Below are 17,211 nucleotides of genomic sequence, written 5' to 3' on the forward strand. Positions count from 1 at the left end.
AACCGGTCCACAGGGTCGCCGCCGGCCTCCCACGGGAGCCGGGCCTCCGCTAGTCGGCGAGCCGGTGCAGGTCGAGGCGGCCCCGGGCGAACGCGTCGACGCGGCCCCACCGGCCCGGGATGTCCAGCACCTCGATCCGGCCCATCCCGATCGGCAGCCGGGGCTCCACCGCGAGGTGCCCCTCGTGCGGCTCCAGGCCGAGCATCGTCCGCAACAGCAGCAGCGGCGTGCCGGTCGACCAGGCCTGTGGGCTGCACGCGGTCGGGTACTCCACGGGGAACTTGGTCAGCTCGCGGGGGTAACCCCCGAACGCCTCCGGCAGCCGGCCCTCGAAGTAGGTGGCCGCGTCGAGGATGCCGTTGGCGATGACCGCCGCCTCCTCGGCGAAGCCGTACCGGCGCAGGCCCCAGGCGATGAAGGAGTTGTCGAACGGCCAGATCGTGCCGTTGTGGTAGCCGATCGGGTTGTAGCGGACCTCGCCCTCGGCCAGCGTCCGCACCCCCCAGCCGGTGAAGAGCCGGGGCCCGACCAGGTGCTCGGCGATCTTCTCGGCCCGGTCGTCGTCGACGATGCCGCTCCAGAGCAGGTGACCGATGTTGGAGCTGAGCACGTCGCACTGGCGGCCGTCCGGGTCCAGGGCGAGGGCGTAGTACTCGCCGTCCGCCACCCAGAAGTCCCGGTTGAACCGCTCCTTCAGCGCCGCCGCCTCCCGCTCCAACCGGTCGGCGAAGTCCGGGTCACCCCAGAACTCGCGCGCCAGGCGGGCGGCCCGCAGCTTCGCGTCGTACGCGTACCCCTGCACCTCGCAGGTGGCCCGGGGGAACGGCGGCAGCGTGCCGTCCCGGTAGGAGATGGAGTCCCAGGAGTCCTTCCAGCACTGATTCTCCAGGCCCGTGTCGGTGTTGCGCCGCTCGTACCAGATGTAGCCGCTGCCGACCAGGTCGGCGTAGTCGTCGATCCACTCCAGCGCGGCCCGGCACTCCCGCTCCAGCTCCCTGACCAGCTCGACGTCTCCGCTCCACTTCTCGTACTCGTCGAGCAGCACCAGGAACAGCGGGGTCGCGTCCACCGACCCGTAGTACGGCGAGTGCGGCTGTTCCTCGAAGGCGGCGGTCTCGCCGTACCGCATCTCGTGCAGGATCCGGCCCGGGTCCTCGTCCCGGAAGTCGTCGAACCGGGTGCCCTGGAGCGAGGCCAGGATCCGCAGCGTGGTCTTCGACAGCTCCGGTGTGAACGGCAGCGTCTGGAGGCAGGTCAGGATGCTGTCCCGCCCGAACATGGTCATGAACCAGGGCAGGCCGGCGGCCGGCAGCGTCGCCCCACCGAGGGAGAGCGGCGAGAAGCGCAGCGCGGCCAGGTCGATCAGGCTGCGTCGGTACGTCGAGGCGACCCGGTCGTGCTGACTGTTGACCTTGGGAGCCCTGGCGATCCACTCCTCAAGGTCCTGCTGGAGGGCGAGCCGCTCGGTGGTGTGCGCCCGCAGCCCCATCCGCAGGTCCCGCCCGCCCGGGGAGAGCGCCATGGTCTTGACGTCAATTTCGGATTCCCACTGCTCGTTGGGCTGGAGGTGGATCGAGTAGGCGAAGCCCTTGCGGTCGTAACGCGGAGCCGGGGACGCGGAGATCAGCGTCTCCCGGATGAAGCTGCCCCGCCGGTAGCCCAGGCGCAGCCGGTCGGGCTCGACCTCCGTGTAGATCTCGCCCTTCTTGTTGAGGATCTCGTCCTTAACCTGGAACAGGTCGGCGAAGTCGGACGCCGCCTCCATCCTGATCTCCAGGTCGATCGGCTTCTCGTCGTGGTTGAGGATGGTGATCGTCTCCCGGAAGCTGCCTCCCACCGCCCGCTCCCGGATGATCGACAGCTTCGCGTCGATGTAGTGCGTCGCCATCCCCGGCACCAGGAAGAAGCGGGCCTCGTAGTACTGGAGGTCGTCGTACGACAGGGGGGTGAGTCGGTCCCCGTTGACCGTCAGCACCCACGTCGACAGGAAGCGGGTGTCCAGGGCGAAGAAACCGGTCGGCTCGCTCGGCGTCGCCTCAATGTCCCCGGTGTCCTCCGACACCACGAAGGTGCTGCCGTCCAGGATCCGGATCGTGTTCTGCGCCATCACCGCACCTCCTGACGGGCCTCGAAGTGCCGACGCGGTCCACGGGTGTCCGGATGGCTGGGGAAGAGCCGCTCCATCTGCACCACCAGTCGCAGGTCCCCGCTCACCGTCATGTCCCCCCGCAGCAGCGCGGCCACCCCGTGCTCACGGCCGGCGGCGATCTCCTCGAAGAGCTCGGGGCTGGTCCCGACCACCGTGTCGGCCTCCTGGTCCTCCTGGCTGACCTGGAGCCGTCCGCGGTCGATCCGCAGCAGCCAGTGCGTCGTGTGCGCCCCCTCGTGCAGGTCCAGGCGCAGGGTCCCGGAGGACTTCGCCAGCAGGGGGTCGTACCCCCGCCGGTCGAGGTCCTCGAAGAACCTCGTCGTCGCGTCCACCATCGGGTCTTCTCCTCCCCCGTCGGGCAATGTCCCTGCCCGGGGTCCCCGTCCGGTGCCGGGCCAACCTCGCCCGGACCGGGTGAGTCGCCCGCCCGGCGGGGTGGCCCTTCCGCGGGACGGGCTAGATCAGGAGGGTGTCGTGGCGGTCGTGCCGGCGGCGGACGTGGCCGCGCCACCCGGCGAGCAGTGCGATGAAGGCCCAGCCGGCACCGCCGAAGAGCAGTGCCCCGACCATGCCGCGGGAGTCGACGCGGTCGGCGGCCTCGAGTTCCACCACCCCGTCCGGATCGGTGAGCACGGCGAGCCGGTCGCCGACCCGGTAGCTGGGGTTGCTGCCCTGGTGGACCAGGGGCTCGTCGAGGCGCCCGTCGGCGCCCTGGAGCGTGAAGGCATGCCGCTTGCCGACGACCGACACGTCGACGATCGTCACCTCCTGGCGGACGCCGCGCGCCTCCAGCACCGCCTCCGGGGCGAGCTGCACCGAGCCCACGAGGACGAACAGGGCCGGCCCCATCGCGAGGAACGCCAGCCACGCGGCCCGGTGCAGCAGACGCACGGCGAGCACGAACACCAGGCAGAGGAGCAGCCCGGTGACGATCGGGACGACCGTCGCGCCGACCGCCACGTACGCGATGGCGGTGTTCACCCCGACCACGGCCAGGCCGAACAGGACCAACAGCACCGTCATCGCCGTCGATCTGCCGGCCGACCACGCTCCCGCCACCGGCACGGGCCCGGTTGGCGGCAGGGTGGGTCGGACGTCGGGGCGCCAGCCGGTCGGCGCGATCCGGCCTGGTGCGGGGGGCTCTGCGGACACGCCGGGATCATAGTTCCGGCGGTCCAGCCGAGCGCCGGCGCGCCGGCTCCCACCTCGGGGTAGCCGGCGCGCCGACGCCTACGGTCAGTTGTTCGGTTCGTCGGCGCTGATGTCGGCGAGCACCGACTGCGGTTCCCGCTCCACGGCGAGGTCACCCATCGAGACCAGGCCGACCAGCCGCCCGTCGTCGATGACCGGCAACCGGCGTACGGCGTAGGTCCGCATCAGGTCGGCGGCGGCGACCGCGTCGTCGTACTGGCTGACCGTGATCACGTCCTTGCTGGTGATCCGGTTGAGCGGGGTCGAGTTCGGGTCCATGTTCTCGGCCACGCCCCGGACCGTGATGTCCCGGTCCGTCACGATGCCGATGACGTCGTCGCCGTCGGTCACCACCACGTCGCCGATGGCGCTGTCGCGCATCTCCTGCGCCGCGGCGATCAGCGTGTCGTTGCCGTCCATCGTCACCAACCGGGTCGTCATGAACTCTCCGACCGTTGTCATGGTGCTCCCCTCTCGGTGTCGGCACCGCCGTCTACCCGCCGACCGCACGGGGTAACGCGCGCGACCCCCGGCCCGGGTCAGGCGCGTGGCGGGAGGCCGTAGAGGCGCTCGACGTGCAGCCGGAGCACGAGGCGCCCCTCGGCGACCATCGCCCGCCGGTAGTCGGCCCAGTCCGGATGCTCGCCCTGGATCGCCCGGTAGAGGTCGACCAGCTCCGCCACGGTCGCGTCGTCCGGTTCGGCGGCCACCGGCGTCAGCTCGGCGCGCCCCTCCGCGACCGCGTACGCCCAGCCGTCGTCGCTGGCGACGTGGAAGGAGGCGCGCGGGTCCCGGCGCAGGTTGGCGGTCTTGGCCCGGCCGTCGGTCACCGAGACGCGGATCAGGGCCGACGTGCTTTCGAAGGCGTAGATGACGGTGGAGAGCTGCGGACGCCCGTCCCGCTTGAGCGTGGCCAGCACCCCCAGCCGGTGGCCGGCGATCAGCTCCGTCAACGCCCGCTGGGTCTCGTCGTCCGCCACGGCAACCTCCGCTCGACCGGTCACGGCGTACCCATCGAACCACGGCGGACACCCCGCGTGCGCCCGTGTGCCCGCCGTAGGCCGACGCGGGGCCCCGCACCGGGAGACGCGACGGGCCCCCGCCGAAGCCGGCGGGGGCCCGGGAAGGCGCGTCGGTCAGCGGCGCTCGGCGGCGACCAGCTCGGCGAGCTGCACCGCGTTGAGCGCGGCGCCCTTGCGCAGGTTGTCGTTGGAGCAGAACAGGGCGAGGCCGTGCTCGACGGTCTCGTCGGCGCGGATCCGCCCGACGAAGGTCGGGTCCTGACCGGCGGCCTGCAACGGGGTCGGCACGTCGGCAAGCGCCACGCCGGGGGCGCCGTCGAGCAGCTCGCGGGCCCGCTGCGGGCTGATCGGGCGGGCGAACCGGGCGTTGATCTGGAGCGAGTGGCCGGTGAACACGGACACCCGCACGCAGGTGCCGGAGACGCGCAGCCCGGGAATCTCCAGGATGCGGCGGCTCTCGTTGCGCAGCTTCTGCTCCTCGTCGGTCTCGAAGCTGCCGTCGTCGACGATCGAGCCGGCGAGCGGGAGCACGTTGAACGCGATCGGCCGGGCGAACGAGCGGGGGGCCGGGAACTCCACGGCCGCGCCGTCGAAGGCGAGGCCGGTGGCGTGCTCGGCGACCTTGCGGACCTGCTCGTCGAGCTCGGCGACGCCGGCCAGGCCGGCGCCGGAGACCGCCTGGTACGTCGAGACGACCAGGCTGACCAGCTCCGCCTCGGCGTGCAGCGGGCGCAGCACGGGCATCGCGGCCATCGTCGTGCAGTTCGGGTTGGCGATGATCCCCTTGGGGCGTACGGCGGCGGCGTGCGGGTTGACCTCGGCGACGACCAGCGGCACCTCCGGGTCCATGCGGAACGCCGAGGAGTTGTCGATGACGACGGCGCCGGCGGCGGCGACCCGGGGCGCGAGTTCCTTCGCGCTGCCCTTGCCGGCGGAGAAGAGCACGATGTCGAGCCCGGAGTAGTCGGCGGTGGCCGCGTCCTCCACGGTCACCTCGCCGTCCCGCCAGGGCAGGGTGCGCCCGGCCGACCGCGCCGAGGCGAACAACCGCACCTGCTCCGCCGGGAACTCCCGCTCCGCCAGCACCTGCCGCATCACGCCACCGACCTGGCCGGTGGCCCCCACAATGCCGATCCTCATGCCCGCGAGGCTACCCAGCCCGGCGACCCGACCGGGAACGCTTTCCCACCCACCGGGGCCGGCGGCGCTCCCGCCCGACGGTGGCCGTGGTCACCCCGGGCCGCGTCGGGACGCAACGACACCGCCGGAGGGGCCGGTGGGACGGGAGGATCGTCAGCCGGCGGGGCGGCCCGCCGGAGCATCCACGCCGGCCGACCCGGACGGGCCACCCACGCCGGCCGGGGGCGGCGCGATCCATGTCACACCGCCCCGGCCCGGTCAGGAGGCGTGGTCGACCAGCTCGCCCAGGCCGGTGGCGACGAGTTCTTCGCGGATCACCGCGGCGTCGCCCTCCACCACGATGGTGAGGTCCTCCGGGCGCAGGTGCGTGGCCGCCGCCGCGGAGACCGCCGCCACGTCGGCGGCGAGCAGCGACTCGCGCAACCGGGCGTGGTAGTCGTCGGGCAGGTCGTGCACGACCAGGGTGGTCAGCGCGGAGGCGATCGACCGGGGGCTCTGCAACTCGACGGAGAGCTGCCCGGCCCGCCAGGAGCGCGCGACCGCCAGCTCCTCCTCGGTCACCCCGGTCTCCCGGGTACGGGTGATCTCGCCGACCGACTCGACGACGGCCGGCGCGGTGACCGCCGTCTGCACCCCGGAGCTGACCCCGAACCGGCCGAACCGGCGGGACGAGGCGAAGTCGCCCCGGATGCCGTACGTGTAGCCGCGCACCTCACGGATCAGGTGGTTGAGCCGGGAGGTGAACGCCCCGCCGAGCACCGTGCCGGCGAGCGTCATCGGCACGTGGTCGGGGTGGGAGCGGTGCGGCGACGGGTGGCCCATCCGCAGCGTGGACTGCACCGAGCCGGGCCGGTCCACCAGGATGATCCGCCGGCCGGGCCGGGTCGGCACCTCGATCGGGTCGCCCCGGTCGACCGGCCCGCCACCGGTGCCCGCGAACGCCGCCGCGCCGAGCGCGTCCAGGTCCAGCCGGTCCAGGTCCCCGGCGACGATCAGCGTGCCGGGGCGGATGAACCACTCGGAGTGGAAGACCGTGACGTCCTCGACGTCCAGCGCCGCCACCGACTCCGGGTCGCCGTAGAGGGGACGGCCCCAGCGGTTGCCGGCGCCGAACAGGTCCGCGCGCAGCGCCGCGTCGGCCCGCGGGCCGGGGTTGGCCCAGTCCATCCGCAGCGCGGTCGCCTCGTCGTCGCGGACCCGCCGGACGTCGTCCGGGTCCAGCTTCGGGGTGCGCACCGCCTCGGCGAGCAGTTCCACGGCGGCGTTCAGCCGCTCCACCGGCACCTGCACGCTGACCTGGAAGGAGTCCCAGTCCAGCCCGATCACCAGCTCGGTGCCGAGCCCTTCGATCGCCAGCGCGTACGCCGTCGCGTCGCGCTGCGCGGTCCCCTCCTCCAGGGCCTTGGCGAGCACCGCGCCGAGCCCTTCCTTGCCGGTGGGCTCGCGGACGGCGCCCGCGTCGAGCAGCAGCAGCGCCACGGCCAGGTTCTGCCCGGGCAGGTGCGCGGCGACCACCTGACCACCCGCCACCGTGCGGCGGACCACCTGCGGGAACCGGTACGGGCGGGCGGCGCCGGGCCCGGGACGGTCGGCGATCAGCGTCATCAGGGCTTCTCCTCGGGCAGGTAGGTCAGGGTGACCCGGTCGTCGGCGGCGAGCACCTCGGCGGCGGCCTCGGCGATCTGCTCGGCGGTCACCGCGAGCCAGGCCGGCAGCCGCTCCGCGGCCTTCGCCGGGTCGCCGAACTGGGTGGCGTAGCGCCCGAGCGTGTCCGCCCGGCCGTCCACCGTGGACATCTGCCGCCACCACGAGGTGCTCAGCAGGGACTTGGCCCGGTCCAGTTCGGTGGCGGTGACCGGGACCGTGGCTAGTTCGTCGACCACCTCGGCCAGCCCGGCGCCCAGCCGTTCGGCGCTCACCCCGGGGCGGGCCGTGGCGGTGGCGATCAGCGGCGCGGGGGCGTGCGCCAGGTCCACCCCGTACGCCCCGACCATGTCGGGCTGGGCGATCCGCTCGCCGTCGGCGAGGCGCTGGTAGAGGCGGCTGCCCCGGCCGCTGCCCAGCACGGTGGCGAGCACCGTCAGCACGTCGTAGCCGGGGCTGCCGAAGGGGTACGTGCGGTGGGCGACGTAGACGCGCGGCGCCGGCACCTCGGCGGTGACCGTCTCGACGGCGGGTCGGCCGGTGGCCGGGACGGTCCGGCCGTCCGGGGCCGGCGGGATCTCCGCGCGCGGCGGGATGGCGCCGAAATACTTGTCGGCCAGCGCGAACACCTCGGCCGCCGAGGCGTCGCCCACGACGGTGAGCACCGCGTTGTCCGGCGCGTAGTACGTCCGGTGGAACGCCTGGAAGGTGGCCAGGTCGGCGGCGTTCAGGTCGGCCATCGACCCGATCGTGGCGTGGTGGTAGGGGTGCCCCGGCGGGTAGAGCAGCGGCAGCAGCCGCAGCCAGGCGTCGCCGTAGGGCACGTTGTCGTAGCGCTGGCGCCGCTCGTTCTTGACCACGTCCCGCTGGTTGTCCAGCGTCTCCTGGGTCAGCGCGGGGACCAGGCCGCCCATCCGGTCCGCCTCGAGCCACAGCGCCAGTTCCAGGTGCTCGGCGGGGACGGTCTCGAAGTAGTTGGTGCGGTCCGGGTTGGTGGTGGCGTTGAGCGAGCCGCCCGCGCCCTGCACCAGCTTCATGTGCTCGGTCTTCGCCACGTTGACCGAGCCCTCGAACATGAGGTGCTCGAAGAGGTGGGCGAAGCCGGTCTGCCCCTCGGGCTCGTGGCGGGAACCGACGTCGTACCAGAGGTTCACCGCGACCGCCGGGGCGGTGCGGTCCTCACTCACCACCACGCGCAGGCCGTTGTCCAGGCGGGTGGTCTCGATGGGCCAGGGGTAACCGCTGTCGGGCATGGCACGACGCTATCCGATCAGGTGCGCGGGAAGGGGACGCGCCGCACGCGGCGAGGCATCGACCGCCGGCCGCCGGGTACCGGGGAGGCATGCCGCCTGCCGTCACCGTGACCGACCGGGCCGCCGTCGCGGTCGACCGCGCGACCGCCGCCCTGACCCGGCTACGCCGGGCCCGCCTGCTGCATCCCGCGGGCCGCTCGTTCGCGGGCGAGGTCGTCGTCTGGGGTACGCCGGGACCGCCGACCGGGGTGCCGCTGCTGGACGGCCCGGGCCGCTTCCGGGCGACCGTCCGGCTCTCCAAGGGCGTGCCCACGCCGGGAGCCTGGCCGGACGTGCTGGGGCTGGCCGTGCGGCTGCACCGCGACGGTGACCGGCCGTTCGACCTGCTGGTCAGCTCCAGCGGGGCCGCGCCGCTGCTGCGGAACCTGCCGCTGCCCCGGCGGCGCTTCGCGGGGACGTACAGCACGATCATGCCGTTTCGCGCGGGCCGGCGGCGGCTCTTCCTGGCCGCGCTGGCCGACCCGGAGTCGCCCGGCCTGGGCCGCAGCCTGGCCGAGGTGGCCGCCGCGGCCCGGGCGGACGCGCCGCGCCTGGTGCTCGCGGTCGCGTCCGCCGTCGGACCGTGGCGTCCGTTCGGGCAGGTCAGCCTCGGTGCCCAGCTCAGCGCCCGGGAGGACGCGGCGCTGGCCTTCGACCCGATCGGCAACCTGCCGCCGGGGCTGCGGGCGGTCGGCCCGATCGCCTGGCTGCGGGAGCACAGCTACCGGGGCTCGCGACGGGCCCGGGGGGCGGTGGCTCAGTCGGGGGGCTCGATGGGGGTCACCGTCTGATCGGAGGTACGCCGCTCCAGCACGGTGTCGGGGGCGGCGTTGCGGTCCTCCTCCCGGAGGTCGGACTCGGCGAGGATGGCCTCCGCCTGCGCGTGGGGATCGTCGCTGCCGGCCGCCGCCTCCTCGGGCAGCAGGTGTGCGCGGGACTCCACACGTTCCTGGTCGCTCTGCTCGTGACTCATGACCGCCCACATACCCCGCCGCCGCCTCCGGCACGCCGCATGATCGCGCCCGGATGATCGCGACCGGCCCCACCGGTTCTCGGGATCTCGGAGTTCGAGACGTGGATCCAGCCGGTGCCGGCGACGAAGCAGGCGCCGCCGTCGGGCGCGTCGTGCCAGGTGTACGACGACCGGTGTCGTGAAACTACCGTCGCACGCATCGATGGAGGCCAACATGAAGCGGGTCTTTCCCGGCGACCGGGTGGACCTTCCCGCGCAACCGGGTACGCTGGGCCGCGTGACGCGTTCGTATCGATGGTTTAGGCAGCCGGCTCGCACGCCGGTGACTTCACCATGATCTGACGTCACCACATTCGAGCCGGCCGGGCAGGAGCTCTCGTTCCTGCCCTTTTGCGTACGAGCAGCCGGCTCGACCCGGGCACCGGCCCCGGGGCACGGTCGGCGGAAGGATTCCCACCGTGACGACCCCGGAGACCGTTCGGGTCAGCGATCAGCGGATCGACCGTGTCGTGCCGCTGACCACCCCGGCCCTGCTGCACCACGACCTGCCCCTCGACGACACGCTCGCCTCGGCCGTGCTGGCCGGGCGACGCGCGGTCGGCCGGGTGCTGGACGGCGCCGACGACCGCCTGCTGGTGGTGGTCGGCCCGTGCTCGGTGCACGACCCGGCCGCCGCCCTGGAGTACGCCCACCTGCTCCGCGACGCCGCCGCCCGGGTGGCCGACGACCTGCTGGTGGTGATGCGGGTCTACTTCGAGAAGCCGCGCTCGACGGTGGGCTGGAAGGGCCTGATCAACGACCCCGGGCTGGACGGTTCCGGCGACGTCAACACCGGCCTGCGTACCGCCCGGGCGCTCCTGCTCGACGTGCTGCGCCTGGGCCTCCCCGTCGGCTGCGAGTTCCTCGACCCGATCACCCCGCAGTACATCGCCGACACGGTGGCGTGGGGCGCGATCGGCGCGCGGACGGTGGAGAGCCAGGTGCACCGGCAGCTCGCCTCCGGCCTGTCGATGCCGATCGGCATGAAGAACCGCCCGGACGGCAGCATCGGCACCGCCGTGGACGCCATCCGCGCCGCCGGCGTACCGCACGTCTTCCCCGGCATCGACGTCTCCGGCACGCCGGCGATCCTGCACACCCGGGGCAACGCGGACGGGCACCTGGTGCTGCGCGGCGGCGGCGGGCGGCCGAACTACGACGCGGAGTCGGTGGCCGGCGCCCTGGAGCTGCTGCGCGCGGCGGGCCTGCCCGAGCGCGTGGTGATCGACGCGAGCCACGCCAACAGCGGCAAGGACCACCGCAACCAGCCGCGGGTGGCGGCCGACGTGGCGGCCCAGCTCGACGCCGGCCAGCGCGGCATCGTCGGGATCATGCTGGAGAGCTTCCTGCTCGCCGGCCGCCAGGACCTCGACCCGACCCGCGAGCTGACGTACGGCCAGTCGGTCACCGACGCCTGCATCGGCTGGGACACCACCGAGGAGGTCCTCAGCCACCTGGCCGCCGCCGTCCGCACCCGCCGCCGCGCCCCGGCCCCCACCCCCGCCTGACCCCCACCCCGTCCGCAGGGCGGTGGAAACGGACAGTGCCGCCCCCGGGCCCGGGAGGGCTCGGGGGCGGCACCGGTGTCGGTGTGCAGGTCGCCTCTCGGCGAGTGGCACGACGCGGCTCCAGCCGGACGGTATTCCGCGAAGGCAATTAGGTGAGGCCCGGGGACACTGGACACACCGACACCTCACTCAACCGGGGACCCGCCGCCGGTGTTCCGGCCCGCGCCATGACCGCCGTCACAGCCCCCGGCGACCACTCCGCGTCGGCCGGGCACGGCGCGGGCGCGCCCCGGCCCGGCGACGTTTCACCGGTTCGGACGCGGGTAGCTGACCGTCGTGACCGACGACGCACCCGTGACGGACGCGCCCGTGATCGAGGAGCCGGACATCCGGCGCCTCGACGACCTCCTCGAGGATCTCTACCACGGCCAGGAGCGGATCAGCCAGGCGGACATCTACCGTCGGGCCGTCGCCGCCGAGCTTCCCGCGCAGCTCCTCACCCGCATGGCCGCCCTGCCCGAGGGCGAGTACGCCGTGGACGAGGTGGCCGACCTGCTCGGCGGTTCGGTCACCTGACGCCCCGGCGGCCGGGACCGGCACGGGCCCGGCGGGCCGTGCCGACCGTCGTGGGGCGAGACCGCCGCCCACCCGTCCCCCGGGGGCGGACGGCCTTGCGCACCGGAGGCCGACGAGCAGTGAGGAGAGCGAGATGTCCCACCACGAGGAAGAGCACGAGAAACTGCCGGCGCTCGGTCAGCCCCCCGAGGGCCGGGACACCCTGCCGGAGCCCGACTTCGCCAACGAGCACGACCGCACCGCGGTCGACCGGGACGTCATCACCGGGGCGGACGCCGACGAGCGCGAGCCGGAGGCCTCGCGCGGCTGGGCGGGCCAGGACCACGGCACGACCCCGACCTGACGACAGCCACGACGAAGGGGGCCGGCTCAAGCGCCGGCACCCTTCGTCGTACGTCGTCAGTCCTCGTCGTGGTCGCCGCCCTCGGCGGCCTGCTGGGCCACCGCGTACGCCATCTGGAGGAAGTCCGAGGCGGCCACGGCGGTCAGCGCGGTCGCCACCAGACGGGTGAGCCGGGGGGCGAGCACCAGGCCGCCGGTGAACCCGGTGGCGACCCAGACGGCGAGACAGAACGGGCAGCTCAGCAGCTCCCCGATCGCGTGCCGGGTGGAGCTGCCCTGGTCACGGACCTGCTCCATCACCTCGCCGCTGCCGATCGGCTTGTCGTACCGGGTGAACGGCGCCCGCAGGGGGCTCGTCACCGCGTCCTTCGTCAGCAGCCGGCTGAGCTTGTGGGTGGCGATGCTCAGCAGCACCACGTCGGCCGGGGCGGGACGCTCGGGCACCGGACGGCCGGTCGCCCTGACCAGACCGGCGATGCCGGCGGTCACCCCGGCGTAGGTTCCCATCGCCGCCAGGTACCCGCCCAGCGGGCGGTGTTCGTGCGGCGCGTACGCCTGGCGCAGCCGCGCCACCTTCTCCTTCAGGGCGGTCACCCGGTCTCCTCGATCCTCTCGGGTGCGGTCCGGCTCAGCCGGCCTGCAGGTTGTCGGCCACCTCGCGGGCGAGGCTGTCCAGCGCCTCGTCGGCCAAACGCTCGGCGTCCGGCCCGCCGGTGAGGTCGAGCCGCATCCGGGCGCCACCGGCCTGGGCGGGCTCCACGAGGATCTCCGCCGACCAGTCCTCGGCGGCGCTCCACCGGGCCCGCAGTTCCTCGGCGCTGACCTCGTCCGCCGGGCTGCCGTCCGCCCGCAGCGGCTCGGGCAGCCACGCCGACGCCCGCGCGGGGTCGGTGGCGGTGTTGAACACGACCTCCGGCGGCGCGGACATCCCGCGCTCGGCGGACGCCATCAGGCGTCCCGCAGCCGGCTCGGGTCGACCTCGCGGCCGGGGTGCCGGGCGAGGTACTCGGTCTCCAGCTCGGCGGTGCGCCGCAGGTGGTTGGCGAGCGCGGAGTCCGCCGCGTGGCGCAGGGTGTCCAGGCGGGTCCGGTGCAGGCTGTGCATCTCCCGGATCAGGTCCTCGTCGGCCAGCTCGGCGGGGTCGACGCCGAGCAGCTCGCCGTCGGGCGGATCCGCCTCGCCGGAGGCCCTGTCGTGGACATGGTCGCCGTCCCACTCGGGCATCCGCTGCTCCGGGCTGCCGAAGTCGTCCTGCCGTACCGATCCCGTCATGATCGACCCCCTGCTCTGGTTTGGGCTCGCGTCTAGACGGATGCCCACACCGGAAGGCACCAAACCATCCCCGCACCTACGACGCCGCGTCGGAGACCCCGACGGTCCCCGGTACTCTCGATGCCATGAAACGGCTCTGGACCCCGGCGTGGATCGCGCGCCACGTGGCCATGGTCGTGCTCGTCACCGGTTTCCTGGCGCTGGGCTGGTGGCAGGTCAGCCGGGCCGCCGCCGGCAACGCGATCAGCTGGGGCTACGCGGTCGAGTGGCCGATCTTCGCCGGCTTCGTGGTCTTCGTCTGGTGGCGTGAGGTCCGGCACGCCCTGCGCGGGCCGGCGGCGCCGGCCGACGCGCAGGGGGAAGCGTCGAGCGCCGCCGGGACGCGACCGGCCGACGCCCCGCAGGCCGCCGCGACGCGCCCGGTCGTACGCCGACCCGTGCGGGTCGCCCGCGTGTCCGCGGCTGCCGGCGGCGGCGAGGACGGCGATCTCGCCGCCTACAACCACTACCTGCAATGGCTGAACGACAACCCGGGTGCCAAGCCCGGTGACTACCCCGGCTGAGGCCGGACGCGAAAGGACGGACGACGGTGGGCGCAGCCCTGACCCGGTACCGAGTCATCGCCTGGATCGTCGGCGTGGCGCTGATCCTGCTGGTCGTGATCGGCATGCCGATGAAGTACGGCTTCGACGACCCGATCCTGGTGGAGACCGTGGGCCAGGCACACGGCTTCCTCTACATGCTCTACCTGGTGGCCGCCTTCGACCTGTCCCGCCGGGCCGGCTGGCCGCTGAAGCGGATGGTCCTGGTGATGTTGGCCGGCACGGTGCCGTTCGTCTCCTTCTACGCGGAGCGCCGGGTCAGCTCCTGGGTGACGGCGGAGCAGTCCGAGCGCACCCCGGAGCCGGTCGCCGGCTGACGCCGGTCACCGGGTGGGCCGCCACGGGTCGGCCGAGGCGAGCGGGTCCTCCCAGCCGCCGTACCGGTTCATCTCCCGGGCCCGGCGCAGGGCCCGGGAGACCTGGCCGAACTGCCGCTCGTCGTCGCTGCTGAACAGCAGCACCCGTTCGCCCCGGCGCCGGCCCCACAGCTCGTACGCGGGCGGCCGCCACCGGTCCCCGACCAGCGCGACCAGCACCGGCAGCAGGAACACCAGGCCCAGGACGAGGTACGCCCCGGCGGTGAGCCGTTGCAGCCCTCCGGTGAAGCCGAGCAGCAGGCCGACGCCGCCGATCATGGCGCCGGTGACCAGGACGGCCCGTACCGCGACGCGGTCGTGCGGGCCGCGGCCGGTCTCCAGGTGGGTCAGCTCGGTGACCTGCCAGCTGTTGCGGCCGACGGTGAAGCGGTCGACCGTCACGATGATCCCGGGTCGGGCGTAGAGGAGGGTGTTCTTCTGGGCGGTCGTCCGCGATGACCGCGTCTGTCGGGTGGCGCCTTGAGGGTTCACGGTTCTACCTCCCACGGCTGGTGCCGGGTCGGCTCCCGTCGACGGTCTCGCATCGGTGCCGGTCGGCGGGATTCCCGGCTGCGCGCTTCATTGTGTGGCGCACGTGCCAGCCCCGACGGCGATTCCGGCTCGCGTCCGGGGGCCGCGGTCGCGTGGCCCGCCGGTTCCGGCCGCTATGTCGGTCTTGTCGGTCATAACGGCTCACGTTCCTACGGCATACGCCGACAACGACGAACGGCACGGATCGCCCGATCGCCGACAATGCCGTCGCCCGCTGCGGCGGGCCGGAAGAGTCGATCACGCGCCGCACCCGTCGTGATCCGCAATTTCCGTCACTCGGCCAACATTCGACCCTGCTTCAACTGCGCATCACTCCTGCCCCGGGATAGGTTGTCCCGGTCGGCCCGGTCTGATCGCCGTCCACCCGGACGGCACCGGCCCGGTGCCGCCGGGGGCGTCAGCAGCCCACGGCGGCCGATGGGAGAGGAGCCTTCCGCTCTTGTCGTCCCTCAGGAACACGCTGCGCACCCTGGCGATCGCCGTGGTGTCGGCCGCGCTGCTCGCCCCGGCGATACCCGCCCGGGCCGAACCGTCCCCCGCCGAGCTGACCCGGCGGATCGAGAACTCCTCCTCCCAGCTGGAGCACGTCGTCGAGGCGTACAACAAGCTCCGGGAGGAGATCAAGACCAACCAGGCCGCCGTGGCGCGGGTGCAGAGCCGCCTCGGTCCGCTGGAGCAGGAGACCGAACGGAGCCGGGCGGACGTCGGCGAGATGGCGGTGACCGCGTACAAGACCGGCAACAACCTGAGCACCGCGGAGGCGCTGCTGCGTCCCGGCGGCGCCGACACCCTGCTCGACCGGCTGAGCATGCTCGACCAGCTCACGCGGCAGCGGCAGGCGAAGATCTCGAACTTCACGGGCAACCAGCGCCGGCTGCTCGACGAGAAGACCCGGCTGGAGGTCACGCTGGGCCGGCAGGCGGCGCAGGCCCGCGAGATGACCGCCACGAAGAAGCGGATCGAGCGCGACCTGGCCGAGCTCTACGAGCTGCGCCGGCAGGCGTACGGCCGGGCCACCGAGAAGCCGGCCGCCCGGTCCGACAGCGCGAAGGAGGCACCCGCGGTCTCGGGCAAGGCCGGCGTCGCCGTGCGGTACGCGTACGGCGCGCTCGGCAAGCCGTACGTCTGGGGCGCCGACGGACCGAACGGCTACGACTGCTCGGGCCTGACCTCGGCGGCCTGGCGGGCGGCCGGCAAGTCACTGCCGCACAACACCCGGATGCAGTGGGGCGCGGTAACCCACATCAGCCGCGGCGAGCTGCGCCCCGGCGACCTCGTCTTCTACAGCGGGCTCGGGCACGTGGGCCTCTACGTCGGCGGTGGTCAGGTGATCGACGCGCCGAGCGCCGGGCGCAACGTGCTCAAACGGGGCATGAACCTGATGCCCATCCAGGGCTACGGTCGGGTCCGCTGACCCACCGGCAACGCGAACGGCCGGCGTCCCCCTATCGGACGCCGGCCGTTCGCGTTGTTCCTACCCTGCTCAGGCCGCCTGTAGGCCCTCGGCCCGGGCCAGCTCGCGGAGCCGACCGAGCGCCTGGATCTCCAGCTGCCGGATCCGCTCCCGGGAGAGCGAGAACCGCGAGGCCACCTCGGTGAGGGAGTGCTCCCGGCCGTCCTCGAGCCCGTAGCGGGCCCGCATGATGCCGGCCGAACGGTCGTCGAGGTGGTTGAGCAGACCCTCGATCCGCTGCCGCTCCAGCCCCGTCAGGACGATCTCCTCCGGCGACGGCGCGTCGCTGTCGGCGACCAGGTCACCGAGGTTGGTGTCGCCGTCGTCGCCCACCGGGGTGTCCAGCGAGACGGTGTCCTGCGACCAGCGGACCAGCTCGTTGACCCGCTCGACGGTGACCCCGAGGGCCGCCGCGATCTGCTCCGGCTCCGGGTCGCTGCCCAGCTCACGGGTGAGCTGCCGGGCCACGTTGCGCATCCGGTTGACGTCCTCGACCAGGTGCACCGGCAGTCGCACGGTGCGCTCCTGCTGGGCGATCGCCCGGCTGATCGCCTGACGGATCCACCAGGTCGCGTAGGTGGAGAACTTGTAGCCGCGCACGTAGTCGAACTTCTCGACCGCGCGCACCAGGCCGGTGTTGCCCTCCTGGATCAGGTCCAGCATGGGCATGCCCGAACGCACGTAGCGGCGGGCGATCGACACGACCAGTCGCAGGTTGGCCCGGATGAACAGGTCCTTGGCCCGCTCGCCCTCGGCGACGAGCCGCTCCAGGTCGTCCCGGTCGGCACCGGCGGGGACGCGGTCCTCGCCGAGCAGGTGCTCGGCGTAGAGGCCGGCCTCGATCGCCTTGGAGAGGTCGACCTCCTTGGCGGCGTCCAGCAGTGGCGTCCGGGAGATCTCGTGAAGGTAGACGCCGACCAGGTCGCGCTCCTCGGCAACCTCGTCGGTTCGCATGCCGATGTTCTTGTCCACGTTGCCCACGGTCCCCTCGCTCGCGCCGGTTGCCCGGTTCCTTGCCATCCCCACGTCCATCAGCCCTCCCCCGTAACTTCCGCTGTGCCCACCGGTGCTGACACCTACACAACAGTTGAGACGCGCCG

21 protein-coding genes are annotated in these 17,211 nt (G+C 73.3%); 7 read left to right on the forward strand and 14 right to left on the reverse strand.

Annotated elements, in window-relative coordinates:
• Positions 1 to 49 precede the first annotated feature (49 nt).
• From EV374_RS24950 to EV374_RS24985, 8 genes are all read right to left on the reverse strand, one after another.
• Positions 50 to 2,107: a glycogen debranching N-terminal domain-containing protein gene (locus tag EV374_RS24950; protein ID WP_132239377.1), complete on the reverse strand. Its 2,058-nt coding sequence runs from the start codon at positions 2,105 to 2,107 to the stop codon at positions 50 to 52.
• Positions 2,107 to 2,484, reverse strand: a complete 378-nt coding sequence (locus EV374_RS24955) for an SCP2 sterol-binding domain-containing protein (RefSeq protein ID WP_132239379.1) — start codon at positions 2,482 to 2,484, stop codon at positions 2,107 to 2,109. The genes EV374_RS24950 and EV374_RS24955 overlap by 1 nt, the downstream gene beginning before the upstream one ends.
• Positions 2,485 to 2,605: 121 nt before the next feature.
• Entirely contained in the window at positions 2,606 to 3,301 is a 696-nt protein-coding gene (locus tag EV374_RS24960; RefSeq protein ID WP_486485943.1) for a hypothetical protein, read from the reverse strand.
• Positions 3,302 to 3,385: 84 nt separating this feature from the next.
• Positions 3,386 to 3,802, reverse strand: a complete 417-nt coding sequence (locus tag EV374_RS24965) for a CBS domain-containing protein (RefSeq protein WP_132239381.1) — start codon at positions 3,800 to 3,802, stop codon at positions 3,386 to 3,388.
• A 77-nt stretch (positions 3,803 to 3,879) separates the two neighbouring features.
• On the reverse strand, positions 3,880 to 4,320 hold the full coding sequence (locus tag EV374_RS24970; RefSeq protein ID WP_132239383.1) for a PPOX class F420-dependent oxidoreductase: 441 nt from the start codon (positions 4,318 to 4,320) through the stop codon (positions 3,880 to 3,882).
• A 156-nt stretch (positions 4,321 to 4,476) separates the two neighbouring features.
• On the reverse strand, positions 4,477 to 5,502 hold the full coding sequence (locus tag EV374_RS24975) for an aspartate-semialdehyde dehydrogenase (RefSeq protein ID WP_132239385.1): 1,026 nt from the start codon (positions 5,500 to 5,502) through the stop codon (positions 4,477 to 4,479).
• Positions 5,503 to 5,760: 258 nt separating this feature from the next.
• A complete protein-coding gene (locus EV374_RS24980) occupies positions 5,761 to 7,107 on the reverse strand; it encodes a M16 family metallopeptidase (protein ID WP_132239387.1) in 1,347 nt (448 codons plus the stop codon).
• A complete protein-coding gene (locus EV374_RS24985; RefSeq protein ID WP_132239389.1) occupies positions 7,107 to 8,399 on the reverse strand; it encodes a M16 family metallopeptidase in 1,293 nt (430 codons plus the stop codon). The genes EV374_RS24980 and EV374_RS24985 overlap by 1 nt, the downstream gene beginning before the upstream one ends.
• 89 nt (positions 8,400 to 8,488) lie before the next feature.
• Here EV374_RS24985 and EV374_RS24990 point away from each other — a divergent pair, with 89 nt between their 5' ends.
• Complete coding sequence (locus EV374_RS24990; RefSeq protein WP_132239391.1) at positions 8,489 to 9,229, forward strand: phosphodiesterase; 741 nt, start codon at positions 8,489 to 8,491, stop codon at positions 9,227 to 9,229.
• Here the strand turns inward: EV374_RS24990 and EV374_RS24995 are convergent.
• Entirely contained in the window at positions 9,196 to 9,411 is a 216-nt protein-coding gene (locus EV374_RS24995; RefSeq protein WP_101415193.1) for a hypothetical protein, read from the reverse strand. The two genes, EV374_RS24990 and EV374_RS24995, sit on opposite strands and share 34 nt — an antisense overlap.
• A 449-nt stretch (positions 9,412 to 9,860) precedes the next feature.
• Here EV374_RS24995 and EV374_RS25005 point away from each other — a divergent pair, with 449 nt between their 5' ends.
• The 3 genes from EV374_RS25005 (at position 9,861) to EV374_RS25015 (ending at position 11,877) form a co-directional block, all read left to right on the forward strand.
• Positions 9,861 to 10,958: a 3-deoxy-7-phosphoheptulonate synthase gene (locus EV374_RS25005; protein WP_132239395.1), complete on the forward strand. Its 1,098-nt coding sequence runs from the start codon at positions 9,861 to 9,863 to the stop codon at positions 10,956 to 10,958.
• Positions 10,959 to 11,285: 327 nt separating this feature from the next.
• The gene (locus EV374_RS25010) at positions 11,286 to 11,534 is read left to right on the forward strand and encodes a hypothetical protein (protein WP_207914538.1); all 249 of its coding nucleotides are present in this window, start codon (positions 11,286 to 11,288) and stop codon (positions 11,532 to 11,534) included.
• Positions 11,535 to 11,667: 133 nt separating this feature from the next.
• Positions 11,668 to 11,877: a hypothetical protein gene (locus EV374_RS25015; protein ID WP_132239399.1), complete on the forward strand. Its 210-nt coding sequence runs from the start codon at positions 11,668 to 11,670 to the stop codon at positions 11,875 to 11,877.
• A 56-nt stretch (positions 11,878 to 11,933) separates the two neighbouring features.
• Here EV374_RS25015 and EV374_RS25020 read toward each other — a convergent pair whose 3' ends face one another.
• From EV374_RS25020 to EV374_RS25030, 3 genes are read right to left on the reverse strand one after another with little or no spacing between them, the layout of a single operon-like run.
• Positions 11,934 to 12,470 carry a DUF1360 domain-containing protein gene (locus tag EV374_RS25020; protein ID WP_132239401.1) on the reverse strand — a complete coding sequence of 179 codons (537 nt, stop codon included), beginning with the start codon at positions 12,468 to 12,470 and terminating at the stop codon, positions 11,934 to 11,936.
• A 34-nt stretch (positions 12,471 to 12,504) separates the two neighbouring features.
• Positions 12,505 to 12,825, reverse strand: coding sequence for a hypothetical protein (locus EV374_RS25025; RefSeq protein WP_132239403.1), 321 nt, complete (start codon positions 12,823 to 12,825; stop codon positions 12,505 to 12,507).
• Positions 12,825 to 13,151 carry a DUF6158 family protein gene (locus EV374_RS25030; protein ID WP_132239489.1) on the reverse strand — a complete coding sequence of 109 codons (327 nt, stop codon included), beginning with the start codon at positions 13,149 to 13,151 and terminating at the stop codon, positions 12,825 to 12,827. The genes EV374_RS25025 and EV374_RS25030 overlap by 1 nt, the downstream gene beginning before the upstream one ends.
• A 122-nt stretch (positions 13,152 to 13,273) precedes the next feature.
• Here EV374_RS25030 and EV374_RS25035 point away from each other — a divergent pair, with 122 nt between their 5' ends.
• Both EV374_RS25035 and EV374_RS25040 read left to right on the forward strand, forming a co-directional pair.
• The gene (locus EV374_RS25035; protein WP_132239405.1) at positions 13,274 to 13,711 is read left to right on the forward strand and encodes a hypothetical protein; all 438 of its coding nucleotides are present in this window, start codon (positions 13,274 to 13,276) and stop codon (positions 13,709 to 13,711) included.
• A 26-nt stretch (positions 13,712 to 13,737) separates the two neighbouring features.
• Positions 13,738 to 14,067, forward strand: coding sequence for a DUF3817 domain-containing protein (locus tag EV374_RS25040; RefSeq protein ID WP_091628654.1), 330 nt, complete (start codon positions 13,738 to 13,740; stop codon positions 14,065 to 14,067).
• Positions 14,068 to 14,073: 6 nt separating this feature from the next.
• Here the strand turns inward: EV374_RS25040 and EV374_RS25045 are convergent, their stop codons facing one another.
• Positions 14,074 to 14,598, reverse strand: a complete 525-nt coding sequence (locus EV374_RS25045) for a DUF6232 family protein (RefSeq protein WP_132239407.1) — start codon at positions 14,596 to 14,598, stop codon at positions 14,074 to 14,076.
• Positions 14,599 to 15,097: 499 nt separating this feature from the next.
• Here EV374_RS25045 and EV374_RS25050 point away from each other — a divergent pair, with 499 nt between their 5' ends.
• A complete protein-coding gene (locus EV374_RS25050) occupies positions 15,098 to 16,072 on the forward strand; it encodes a C40 family peptidase (RefSeq protein ID WP_132239409.1) in 975 nt (324 codons plus the stop codon).
• 69 nt (positions 16,073 to 16,141) lie between these two features.
• Here the strand turns inward: EV374_RS25050 and EV374_RS25055 are convergent, their stop codons facing one another.
• Entirely contained in the window at positions 16,142 to 17,131 is a 990-nt protein-coding gene (locus EV374_RS25055; RefSeq protein WP_207914530.1) for a sigma-70 family RNA polymerase sigma factor, read from the reverse strand.
• Positions 17,132 to 17,211: the final 80 nt, after the last annotated feature.

It is taken from the genome of Micromonospora sp. CNZ303 (assembly GCF_004345505.1).

What these genes read in the sequence shown, in the direction of transcription:
- EV374_RS24950 (WP_132239377.1), bottom strand. Translation starts at nt 2,107, where the DNA reads ATGGCGCAGAACACGATCCGGATCCTGGACGGCAGCACCTTCGTGGTG.
- EV374_RS24955 (WP_132239379.1), bottom strand. Translation starts at nt 2,484, where the DNA reads ATGGTGGACGCGACGACGAGGTTCTTCGAGGACCTCGACCGGCGGGGG.
- EV374_RS24965 (WP_132239381.1), bottom strand. Translation starts at nt 3,802, where the DNA reads ATGACAACGGTCGGAGAGTTCATGACGACCCGGTTGGTGACGATGGAC.
- EV374_RS24975 (WP_132239385.1), bottom strand. Translation starts at nt 5,502, where the DNA reads ATGAGGATCGGCATTGTGGGGGCCACCGGCCAGGTCGGTGGCGTGATG.
- EV374_RS24980 (WP_132239387.1), bottom strand. Translation starts at nt 7,107, where the DNA reads ATGACGCTGATCGCCGACCGTCCCGGGCCCGGCGCCGCCCGCCCGTAC.
- EV374_RS24985 (WP_132239389.1), bottom strand. Translation starts at nt 8,399, where the DNA reads ATGCCCGACAGCGGTTACCCCTGGCCCATCGAGACCACCCGCCTGGAC.
- EV374_RS24990 (WP_132239391.1), top strand. Translation starts at nt 8,489, where the DNA reads ATGCCGCCTGCCGTCACCGTGACCGACCGGGCCGCCGTCGCGGTCGAC.
- EV374_RS24995 (WP_101415193.1), bottom strand. Translation starts at nt 9,411, where the DNA reads ATGAGTCACGAGCAGAGCGACCAGGAACGTGTGGAGTCCCGCGCACAC.
- EV374_RS25015 (WP_132239399.1), top strand. Translation starts at nt 11,668, where the DNA reads ATGTCCCACCACGAGGAAGAGCACGAGAAACTGCCGGCGCTCGGTCAG.
- EV374_RS25025 (WP_132239403.1), bottom strand. Translation starts at nt 12,825, where the DNA reads ATGGCGTCCGCCGAGCGCGGGATGTCCGCGCCGCCGGAGGTCGTGTTC.
- EV374_RS25035 (WP_132239405.1), top strand. Translation starts at nt 13,274, where the DNA reads ATGAAACGGCTCTGGACCCCGGCGTGGATCGCGCGCCACGTGGCCATG.
- EV374_RS25055 (WP_207914530.1), bottom strand. Translation starts at nt 17,131, where the DNA reads ATGGCAAGGAACCGGGCAACCGGCGCGAGCGAGGGGACCGTGGGCAAC.